At 44.9% G+C, this 10,491-nt stretch carries 7 protein-coding genes; 5 read left to right on the top strand and 2 right to left on the bottom strand.

Annotation, left to right across the window (positions count from 1 at the left end; genetic code table 11):
* Positions 1-282: 282 nt before the first annotated feature.
* From JUI58_RS02435 to JUI58_RS02415, 5 genes are all read left to right on the top strand, one after another.
* Positions 283-1,566: a response regulator gene (locus JUI58_RS02435; RefSeq protein ID WP_204102153.1), complete on the top strand. Its 1,284-nt coding sequence runs from the start codon at positions 283-285 to the stop codon at positions 1,564-1,566.
* 89 nt (positions 1,567-1,655) lie between these two features.
* Positions 1,656-2,027 carry a response regulator gene (locus JUI58_RS02430; protein WP_204102150.1) on the top strand — a complete coding sequence of 124 codons (372 nt, stop codon included), beginning with the start codon at positions 1,656-1,658 and terminating at the stop codon, positions 2,025-2,027.
* Between the two features lie 88 nt (positions 2,028-2,115).
* Positions 2,116-2,652 carry a chemotaxis protein CheW gene (locus tag JUI58_RS02425; protein ID WP_204102152.1) on the top strand — a complete coding sequence of 179 codons (537 nt, stop codon included), beginning with the start codon at positions 2,116-2,118 and terminating at the stop codon, positions 2,650-2,652.
* 163 nt (positions 2,653-2,815) lie between these two features.
* The gene (locus tag JUI58_RS02420) at positions 2,816-5,758 is read left to right on the top strand and encodes a methyl-accepting chemotaxis protein (RefSeq protein WP_239121218.1); all 2,943 of its coding nucleotides are present in this window, start codon (positions 2,816-2,818) and stop codon (positions 5,756-5,758) included.
* Positions 5,759-5,961: 203 nt separating this feature from the next.
* Entirely contained in the window at positions 5,962-7,242 is a 1,281-nt protein-coding gene (locus tag JUI58_RS02415; protein ID WP_204102149.1) for a hypothetical protein, read from the top strand.
* Positions 7,243-7,258: 16 nt separating this feature from the next.
* Here JUI58_RS02415 and modB read toward each other — a convergent pair whose 3' ends face one another.
* Complete coding sequence (gene modB, locus JUI58_RS02410) at positions 7,259-9,166, bottom strand: molybdate ABC transporter permease subunit (protein WP_204102148.1); 1,908 nt, start codon at positions 9,164-9,166, stop codon at positions 7,259-7,261.
* A 109-nt stretch (positions 9,167-9,275) separates the two neighbouring features.
* Entirely contained in the window at positions 9,276-10,109 is an 834-nt protein-coding gene (locus JUI58_RS02405; protein ID WP_204102147.1) for an NF038130 family PEP-CTERM protein, read from the bottom strand.
* Positions 10,110-10,491 lie beyond the last annotated feature (382 nt).

Below are 10,491 nucleotides of genomic sequence, written 5' to 3'. Positions count from 1 at the left end.
ACCTAAATAACGTAGCGATTTCTCGCTGAGTCTGGTCAGGTTAGGGCTTTTTCAAGCTCCCGCTAGAGTCCGGAGGACTTAGCGGTGAGTTCCTGACCCTACTTTAGTATCTAGCTTAACCAGTCAGAATCTGAGCCGACCCAGAAAATTATTGCTCGAGGAACTAGGGAGTTGAGTCACAGCGTACAATGGATATCTAACTGCTCATCTTAATCTAATTTTCTCATCGAGTGGATCGACTGCCAACTCCATTCCCGCTTTCGAGAGCGGTTTTTGCCTATTATGCAGGGAACTCTCAATGAAATTGATATTCGCAGCATCCTGCAACTGATCGAACTCGGTCAACGCACGGGAGAGCTATTTGTAGAAACCTATAGCTCCCCCATGCGAGAGCATCAAGATGGCTCTTTAACCCCAAGCTCAAAGCGTTATTTCCCTCGATCCACTCCGGGGGATACTCCTTCTTGGTTTGTCTTTTTTGCCAACGGGAAAATTGTTTATGCTGCCGATCGCGCCAGTAGTAGCCTTTCTCGCTTGCAAGACTATCTGCGCTACTATCGAGCCGAAGATGCGATCGCCGACCTCAACAGTCCGGCGGGAAAATTAACAACTCCCGAATATGCCTATCTGTGGCAATTAATGGAAAATCGGATTATTACCCCAGCCCAAGGGCGCAATATTATCTATCGCACCATCGCGGAAACCCTCTTCGATTTGCTGGGACTACATCAAGGAGTTTTTAATTTTGAAGTAGGTGTCGCCCTTGCACCTCAACTCACCACCGTAGAAATTGCCCCTCTGGTGGCCAAAATCGTCAAACAAGTCCAACAGTGGAAACAATTCCATCCCCACATTCAAAGTCCCAGTCAATGTCCCCTCCTCAGCGAAAAAATTGCCCTGCAAGCCGCACTCCCCCATAATGCTTACAAAAGTCTAGATCGTTGGGCAGATGGGAAAACCTCCTTACGCCAGCTTTCTCGCTTCCTCAATCGGGATATTTCCACGATTGCGCGGGCAATCTATCCCTATGTACAAAAAGGCTGGATTCAAATGCTCAACGGGATTTCCCCCCCCGATCGCCCTAAAATCCCAGGGGAATCCCCGCAAAAACTAACATCAATAGTTTGTCTCGATGACGATCTCACCATTGGCAAAAGTGTAGAATTTATGCTGCAATCCCAAGGCTATCGCGTTATCGTTCTCACAGACTCCTTAGAGGCGATCGGGCAAGTGTTTCGCCTCAAACCCGACCTAATTTTGTGCGATATAGCCATGCCAGACCTTGACGGTTACGAAATTTGTGCCATGCTGAGAAGTTCAACTCGCTTTCGTCAAACCCCGATTATCATGCTCACAGGTAAAGACGGCTTCATCGATCGCGTCCGGGCCAGATTGGTGGGAGCAACAGATTATCTCACCAAACCCTTTGGAGCAGGAGAATTATTAATGCTGATCGAGAAATACCTCGGTTGGGATCGCGGAGATCCCAACCAAGACAAGGCAGTGGCAAAAAGCCCAGGAGAAGCCTATCGCCAACCGACCGTCAAAAAATCTCCCTCAGTTTGAACCTTCGGCGATCGCGAACGGTAAAAACAAGAGATACTTTAATAGCCAGATGAGGAATTAAGCTAAAGAATAAGTAGAAACGAGGAAATATGAGTAAAGTTTTAGTTGTAGAAGACAGTCCGGCACAAAGACAAATGATTTCGGAACTACTCAGAAGTAGCGGCTTGACCGTAGAGGTTGCCGGAAACGGAGTCGAAGCCCTTGCCCAAATTCAGGACAACCTGTACGAACCCGATATAGTCGTATTGGATATTGTCATGCCCCAAATGAACGGTTACGAACTCTGCCGTCGCCTCAAAGCCGATCCCAAAACAAAACACGTCCCTGTAGTCATGTGTTCTTCCAAAGGGGAAGAATTCGATCGCTATTGGGGGATGCGACAAGGAGCAGATGCCTACATCGCCAAACCTTTCCAACCCAAAGAACTAATTGGCACTGTCAAACAATTGCTACGAGGATAGAATGGACGAAGAAACCCTCGGGTTTTTCTCCCTATATCTCCCGCAATCTGCTCAAACTCTGCCGCGATCGGACAAGGAAGCCAGAAATATGGTTGGCAATACAAATTTTTTAGGGAAGAATAGTGAAGATATTTCTCCCAACATCGAAAAACTAGAAACCCCCGAGGGCGAGTTGCATCTGCGATTTTTCCTCCCCTCTGGGATCGAACTGGCGCTCCCAGCAACAGGGATTCGCGAAGTTATGAACCAATCCCCCGAACGCATTACCCCCATTCCCAATGCTTCCCCTCTCCTTTTGGGAACACTGAATTTGCGAGGCCAGGTGATTTGGGTGGCGGATTTAGGACAATTTCTTGGGGATCCCGTAGCCCTCAATACCCAGCGCCAAGATATTCCTGTGATTGCCGTAGAAGAACAAGATACTATCTTAGGCTTGGCGATCGATCGCATCGGCGAAAATGCAATGGATTGGCTTGATAGCGAACAAGTTCAACCCGCCACCAACGTCCCCGACAGTATGGCCTCCTTTGTGATCGGAGAGTGGGTTCTCAACCCAAAAACCAACCAAACTTTGCGACTTCTCGATCAGGGTAAAATACTGCGATCGGCTCGCTGGGCGAGTTAATCAACTATCAACTATCAACTATCAACTATCAACTATCAGCTATCAGCTATCAACTATCAGCTATCAACTATCAGCTATCAACTATCAACTATCAACTATCAACTATCAACTATCAACTATCAACTATCAACTATCAACTATCATTTACCCATTCATTAACACAATGTCCCAGGAAACTGACTATACACAAAAATATGGAGAAGCCGAACGTGCTTACCTGCAGGGAAATTATGAAAAAGCAGCAGGAATTATCGATAACCTCTCCCAAAGTTATCGCGAAGATCCCGCGATTCAATTACTGCGCGGACACATCTATTGTTACGGTCTCCAAGATTATGAAATCGCCCGAGAACAATACGAACGAGTGAAACGACTCACGGATGATATTGATTTTGTTAACTATGCTGATAATGGCATTGAAGATGCCAATGCTGGCTTGAGCGGCAATTATCCCGGTGAGGATCTGGCAGAAGATGATTATACGATTGAAAATTCTGTGGGGGAGAGTTACGAACAACTTGAAGGACTTTCAAACTATGATAGTTTGCCCAATTTAGATGATGCTGATGCTTTAACTGATTTTGATTTTGGCAGTAGTAATTTTGAGAGTGGCAATAATGGCTTGGAAAGCACCGGAGGAGGAACTTATGCCAATCCTTTTGGGGAAATCAACAACCTATCAGATTCCTATGATGATGACTTGCCCTCGGGAGAAACATATCGAGATCCTTTTGCCCTCGGAGATGAAAACGCAGCTTGGGAATCCGATGAAGATGCCACTGCTTTAATGGATTCGACATTGAATGGGGAAGATTTTACCCCAGATTTAGACGACATTCCCGAAACCGGAGATTCAACATTTATGATTCCTCCCGGTGGGGATGGAAGGAAAAATCTCTTCGATTCTGAAGACGATCTATTAGACGAAACTGGCGATTTTCATCTGGATGAAGTGGAGGGAAACGACCATTTTAATTTGGATGAAGATGATTATCAAGAAACACTCCTAATGAGTTCGACGGAATTTGATAATTCATTTGCTCGAGGAAATTCTGCCGATGAACTTCCTCCTGAAGATGTGGAAGACGATAGTTATGATGAGGATGAAGTGTATGGATTAGATGATGATTTAGAAACAATTTCTTTTACAACTCCTTCCAAGCCTCAAGATGATTTTGCCTTTGATGATTTTAATAATCTTGATAACAATAATTATGAAAATGGCAATTATGAAAATGGTAGTTATGAAAATGGCGATTATGAGGATGAATCTTTGGCCGAAGATACGGATTTTGGCGATGTCGGTGCAGAAGGAATGGATCTGACGGATGAATCTGGGGGATTTTTAGAAGAGTTTGATGTTTTTAACGACGACTTACCGAGTTTTGGGAACGCAGCAGATATTCCGGATTCGGCGATCGGTTTTGATGATTCCGGTTTTGATGATTCCGGTTTTGATGATTCCAGTTTTGATGATGACCCTAGCTTGGCTTTTTCGGACAGTAGTGCGGCTTTAGGGGCGGCAACGATGGGGGGAGTTGCCGCCGCCGAAGCTGGAGATACTGGGATTTTTGGTCTTCAATCTCCTGCGGATAAGGCTCCTACGAATTTTACGAAGACCGATCGCCACGTGGTCGAAACCAATGTTGAAATCGAACAGGGGCGATTTGCTTGGTTTGAAAATTTTCCTTTGATGAAGAAACAATGGTTTATGGCGGTAGCGGCAGGAACGAGTTCTGCGATCGCTGTGGTCTTAATTTCTTTTCTGAGTTTTGTGAGCGCTCCGGATGAGAAAAAAGTCGTTATTGTTCCTTATATGAGGGTTTGGAATGCTTTGATGGGATTGGTAGCTGGGGGGGCAGCAGGGGGAACAATTTGGTTTTTCGGGCGCACGACGGTGGAGCAAATTCAACAATCGACGCAGGATTTGCAATCTCGGTTTGATGCGGTTTCTCAGGGGGATTTTAATGCCAAGGCGACGATTTATGCTGAGGATGAGTTTGGGCAGTTAGCGGCGGGTTTTAATGAAATGGCGCGGGTGATTCTCACGACGACGAGTGAGGCGCAGCGACGGGCGGAAGAAACGGAACAACAAAAGGAAGACCTTCAGCGCCAGGTGATTCGCTTGCTGGATGATGTGGAAGGGGCGGCGCGGGGAGATTTGACGGTACGGGCGGAGGTGACGGCGGATGTTTTGGGGGCGGTGGCGGATGCGTTTAACTTGACGATTCAAAATTTGCGAGAAATTGTGCAACAGGTGAAGACGGCGGCGCGAGAGGTGAATAAAAGTTCGGGGGATAACGAACAGTTTGCGCGGGGTCTGCAAAGTGACGCATTGCGACAGGCGGAGGAGTTGGCGGTAACGTTGAATTCGGTGCAGATGATGACGGACTCTATTCGCCGGGTTGCGGAAAATGCGCGGGAGGCGGAAGAGGTGGCGCGATCGGCGGCGGCGGTGGCTGTGAAGGGGGGTGATTCGGTGGAACACGCGGTTTCGGGGATTTTGCAGATTCGGGAGACGGTGGCGGAAACGACGCGGAAGGTGAAGCGGTTGGCGGAGTCTTCTCAGGAGATTTCTAAGATTGTGGCGGTTATTTCTCAAATTGCGTCAAGGACGAATTTGCTGGCGTTAAATGCTTCGATTGAGGCGGCGCGGGCGGGGGAAGCGGGTCGGGGTTTTGCGATTGTGGCGGATGAGGTACGTCAGTTGGCGGATCGATCTGCAAAAGCGTTAAAAGATATTGAACAAATTGTTTTACAGATCCAAAGTGAGACAAGTTTGGTTATGCAGGCGATGGAGGAGGGGACGCAGCAGGTTATCGATGGGACGAAACGGGCGGAACAGGCGAAGCGATCGCTGGAGGATATTATTCAAGTATCGAACCGGATTGATGCTTTGGTGCGATCGATTACGGCGGATACGGTGGAACAAACGGAAAGTACCTTGGCGGTGGCGCAGGTTATGCAGTCGGTGGAATTGACGGCGCAAGAAACCTCACAAGAATCTCAAAAGGTGGCTTCTTCTCTGCAAAATCTGGTGGGAATTGCGCGGGATTTGTTGGCTTCGGTGGAACGATTCCGGGTTGACGATACGGAGGAGGTTTAAAATTTTATTGCTTGTTATTTATTCTTGGAATGGACAAGGGGAGACAGAATGATGGAATCTCAATTAACAAAAGTTTCTTTTGAATTAGTTAGCGCTTAGAAAATAAGCGATCGCGTCTCATTCGTCAGCGAGAAAACTATAGTGTCTTGCTGGAAAATCAACTAATATAATTGAGTGAAAATATTCTCTAAATAGGAGTAGTTATGAAGTGCATTGAATGTGATATCGATAATAAACTTAAGGATCGCGAGGCAAATTCGGGACGTTGTAAAAGTTGCGGACATCCTTTTGCATTTGAACCGACTGCGATGAACCCAATTAAATTTACCGATCCATTTTTTGCAAAAGTTCTTTTGAAAATATCGGCTAATAATACTCTCTTTTTTACAGAGGAACAATTCTTTTATTTTTTGGAGAAACGCTTGCGGCGACAAAACATAGTCGCTCCTTGGGTAGGATGGTTAATATCGGGTCTTATTATTGCGATTTTTGTCCCCTTACTTCGTTGGGTAGTGGGAATTCCTCTCGCGATCTTCTCTTTATGGCGAGGTACAAATTCTCAAAAAATATCCCTTGAAAATCGCAAAGTTATTGCAGGTTCTTTGATTTTCTTGGGCGTTTGTCTGGTGATAATAGCAATACTTTTATTGTTAGTCACTTCTACAGCAATCGACTTTTTGAGATTTGCATTATGTACAATTTTGGGAATGTCTTCAATTTACTTGGGAATTATTCAAGGAAAACGCACTCAAAAAATAGTTCAAATATTAGCAACTATTCAACCCGATCGCGCTAGAGAATGGTTAACTCGCTGGATCGAAGTCAACGGATCGTTAGAAAAATTATTACCTCCTCCTAAAATAGAACAAACTCCCGCAGAAATTAGCAATGAAATCAGTAATTATAGTTTCGATCGCGCACTCATTTGCGACAGCGATGAAATTGCCCAATTCTTAATCGCCAATAACTTCCATTTTGAGCATAACTGTGCCGTATTAAGCGTTACAGGATATCCTCAAAGTATCTTTGCTACGGTGATGCAAATGCTGCGAAGAAACCCCGATCTTAAAGTTTTTTCCCTCCATAATGCAACCCCTCAAGGTGTTATTCTTCCTCATACTTTGCGATCGCAGTCTGAATGGTTTGCTGATACAACTGCAACTGTTTATGATTTAGGCATTACTCCCAAACAAATCCTCAAACAACCCGAAATATCTGTTTTTCGTTCTGAAAATTTGGCAGAAGAAGCCCAAAATTTACCCTCAGAGATTAAAGCACAATTATCCTCTGAAGAAATTGAGTGGTTAGAAGCGGGAAATTATATTGAACTCGCTTCTTTTTCTCCAGCGAAACTTTTACGGATTGTTACTCGAGGAATTGCTAATGCAAGTATTGGCGATCGCGAACTTTCTGAAAGCGGAGATTCAGGGAATTGGAGTGATGAGGATACATCTTATATTTATATCTCTGATAGTTTTGGTTAAAGATTATGAAGTGTATTCAGTTTTTTTGTATTGGTGATTCCCGAGCCATCAAAATAAGGCGAAGGGGTTCTAAGTAAACATACCAAGGGAAAGCTCTATCTTTTAATTCTTGCCATTTTTCCTTAAAAACTTCACCTTGGAGATGATAGGCGATCGCATTTTCAGGAGGAGTATTTAAGCGCAAATAAAGGGTCATTTGATGTTGGGTTTCGCTTTTGCTGACTAACCAACAGGGAAAGACATTCTTTCTCTCTGAATCTTGTAATTCTGAGGGGTGGAGAAAGATGAGATGATGGGCGCGAATGCCGATATAATCTAAGGATGGGGGGATAGATTCGACGACATGGAGAGAACAACCCCAGTCTAAGGCCTCAACCCGTTGGGGATCGATCGCCCGCCCTCGAGAGAAGTTTTTGCATTCTGTCAATTTTGCTACAGTTAAGGTTGCAGGATGCTCGAAAATGTCCTCTTTACGTCCCGAAGCGATAACCTGACCTTCGTGTAGGATTAAAAGGCGATCGCAGACTCGATAGGCTTCTTCCAGTTTGTGGGTGACAAATAAAGTGACTCCTTGATAGGTGGAAAACACCTCGATTAAAAGCCGTTCGATGTGAGTACGAAGATAAGTATCTAAGGCTGAGAGAGGTTCATCCAATAAGAGAGCTTCTGGGGCGGTGGACAAAGCTCGAGCTAAAGCCACTCTCTGCTGTTGTCCTCCCGAAAGTTCCCGAGGATAGCGCCGTTCTAAGCCTTGTAAGTTCATCAATTCTAGATATTTTTGCACCCGTTGTTGGCGTTTTTCTTTCGGTAAATCTTGCAAACCAAAGCCAATATTGCGGGCGACTCTCATGTGTGGAAAAAGAGCATAATTCTGAAAAACAAAGCCAATACGCCGCGATCGACTGGGGAGATTAATGTTTTTTTGGGAGTCAAATAAAACCCGCCCATTTAAAACAATACGCCCTTCTGTGGGGGTTTCTAGTCCAGCAATACAGCGTAAGGTCATACTTTTCCCTGACCCAGAAGCCCCTAAAATTCCTAATGGTTTACCATTGGTTGTAACTTGGGTATTAAGAGCAAACCCAGCTAATTTTTTATAGAGATTGAGATTTAATTCTGAAGGAATTTCTCTAATTTTTTCCTCGGCGATCGCATTGGTTTTACCCGCTATCAAATAGGGGCGAGAAAAATTAAACCAACGACCTACAATTGATGACCCACGACCAATGAGGAAGGAGACTTGGTTAGTGAGACGACTTTGAGCCAGATGGGGGGAGTCAGACCCATAATTAATGGCGGCGATCGCCAAAAGAGCAATTGCAATCATCACAATTGTCCAAATTAACGCTTTGTCCATTTTCCCAGCTTCTGCGGCCAAAAAAATGGCGATCGGTATGGTTTGGGTTTTTCCTGGAATACTCCCCGCCAGCATCAAAGTTGCACCAAATTCCCCCAAAGCTCTCGCAAAAGCGAGAATTGTGCCGCCGACAACTCCCGGCCAAGCCAGAGGAAGCAAGATTTGCCAGAAGATGCGCTGTTCTGAAGCCCCTAATGTTCGGGCGCAGTCGATTAAATGGCGATCGACTTGTTTAAATGCACCCAAAACTGTTTTATACATTAAGGGAAAAGCAACTACAGAAGCGGCGATAACGGTTGCTGGCCAAGAGAAAATTAAGACAATTCCTAGTTTCGCTAATAATGCACCTATAGGACTATTGCGACCCAATAAAAGCAGTAATAAAAAACCGACAACTGTTGGCGGTAGGACGAGGGGAAGGGTCAAAATTCCGTCAATCAATCCTCTTCCTTTCCCGGAGTAGCTAAACATCCAACCGGCGGCGGTAATTCCTGCGAGAAAGGCAAAAATAGTCGCAACCAAGGCGGTTTTTAGGGATATCCAAAGGGGAAATAAATCGAATTCCATTGGCCAACTATTTTTTTATATTTCCAAACAAAAAAGGGAAGCGATCGCTTCCCTTTGAAAATTGTGAGTGTTGATGTCCAACGAATACTATGAAAAAGCCGTGCTATTTCTAAGCATTTTGAGACTTGCGCTTAGATGCTGAAAATAAACCGCCAACTGTCATCAAACCGAGGATAAGAGAAGGTTCGGGAACATCTGCGGGATCTTCTTCTACAGTTCCAGCTAAGGATACAGTGTAGCGTCCGGAGTGGGAAACACCATCATCCCCTGCAACAACTCCTGTATTTACAGCCGAGAAACTGTAAGCGTATTGGGCTTCTCCATTGATGGTTACTTTAGCAATTTCGCTGATTTGGAGGAGAGGAGTCTGTGCTTTCAACGCAGCAATCACGGGGGCATAAATAGGATTAGCTGAATAATTTGCTACCCAAGGGGCATTCCAGACGTTATAGTGACCGATTAAATCCATTTCAATGTTTCCAGAACCATCATCTTTAGCCAAGTAAGCTACGTTGGGGTCGCCAGAACGTCCGATCGCGGTTTGGATTTCCCCAGCAATGATTTGACCGATGGAAATTCCCCCATAGGTTGCATTGGCAACTGCAGGATATGCTGCGGTAAAATCTGCCATCCATTGCGTGCCTAGGCCACCATCCCAATCAGCTTGGTTAATTCCTTCTACTTTAATTGAGTCCGAGCCTAAGTTTCCTGTAAAGCCTGTATTATTATTGCTTAAAATTTCGTCGGCAATGTTTAATTCAACGTGACTGTAGCGATCGCTATCAGTTAAAGCGGTTATTGCGTCGGCTGCACCGTAAACGCCGTAGTCTGTGCCAACCATTTGTACATTGCTGAGAGACGCAGCGAGGACTGGTGCTGAAGTCGCGATCGTGCCAATTAAAACAGATGTGCCGACTAAAAGTTTTTGAGCGATCCCTTTCATAGTAATTTTCCTCTGAATGTATGAGTGAGTTTTTATAGGCTTGGCTGGAAGCCGTTAATTTATCCCTTTTCCTTTCTTTATTAAAAAGGATTTTTGCCGATAGTGGGTAAAGTTTGTGTAAAGTTTGCTTGATTTTCGATAAAGATTTTGTAGTTTTTTCTACTTAAGTAGGGTTTATTCAGCTAGGGAGCTACTATATTCTCTTGTTAGGGTTTATTCAGCTAGGGAGCGAGACGCTCTACTATATTCTCTTGTTAGGGTTTATTCAGCTAGGGAACGAGACGCTCCCACTACTATATTCTCTTGTTAGGGTTTATTCAGCTAGGGAACGAGACGCTCCCACTACTATATTCTCTTGTTAGGGTTTATTCAGCTAGGGAGC

The organism is Spirulina sp. CCY15215 (assembly GCF_016888125.1).
In the GTDB taxonomy this organism is placed as follows: domain Bacteria; phylum Cyanobacteriota; class Cyanobacteriia; order Cyanobacteriales; family Spirulinaceae; genus CCY15215.
The sequence above is the reverse complement of the archived record's forward strand: the minus strand, read 5'-3'. Positions and strand labels throughout refer to the sequence as shown.

Excerpts from the sequence above, each read along its gene's own strand:
- JUI58_RS02420 (WP_239121218.1), top strand. The coding sequence starts at position 2,816 with ATGTCCCAGGAAACTGACTATACACAAAAATATGGAGAAGCCGAACGT.
- modB (WP_204102148.1), bottom strand. The coding sequence starts at position 9,166 with ATGGAATTCGATTTATTTCCCCTTTGGATATCCCTAAAAACCGCCTTG.
- JUI58_RS02430 (WP_204102150.1), top strand. The coding sequence starts at position 1,656 with ATGAGTAAAGTTTTAGTTGTAGAAGACAGTCCGGCACAAAGACAAATG.
- JUI58_RS02415 (WP_204102149.1), top strand. The coding sequence starts at position 5,962 with ATGAAGTGCATTGAATGTGATATCGATAATAAACTTAAGGATCGCGAG.
- JUI58_RS02405 (WP_204102147.1), bottom strand. The coding sequence starts at position 10,109 with ATGAAAGGGATCGCTCAAAAACTTTTAGTCGGCACATCTGTTTTAATT.
- JUI58_RS02435 (WP_204102153.1), top strand. The coding sequence starts at position 283 with ATGCAGGGAACTCTCAATGAAATTGATATTCGCAGCATCCTGCAACTG.
- JUI58_RS02425 (WP_204102152.1), top strand. The coding sequence starts at position 2,116 with ATGGTTGGCAATACAAATTTTTTAGGGAAGAATAGTGAAGATATTTCT.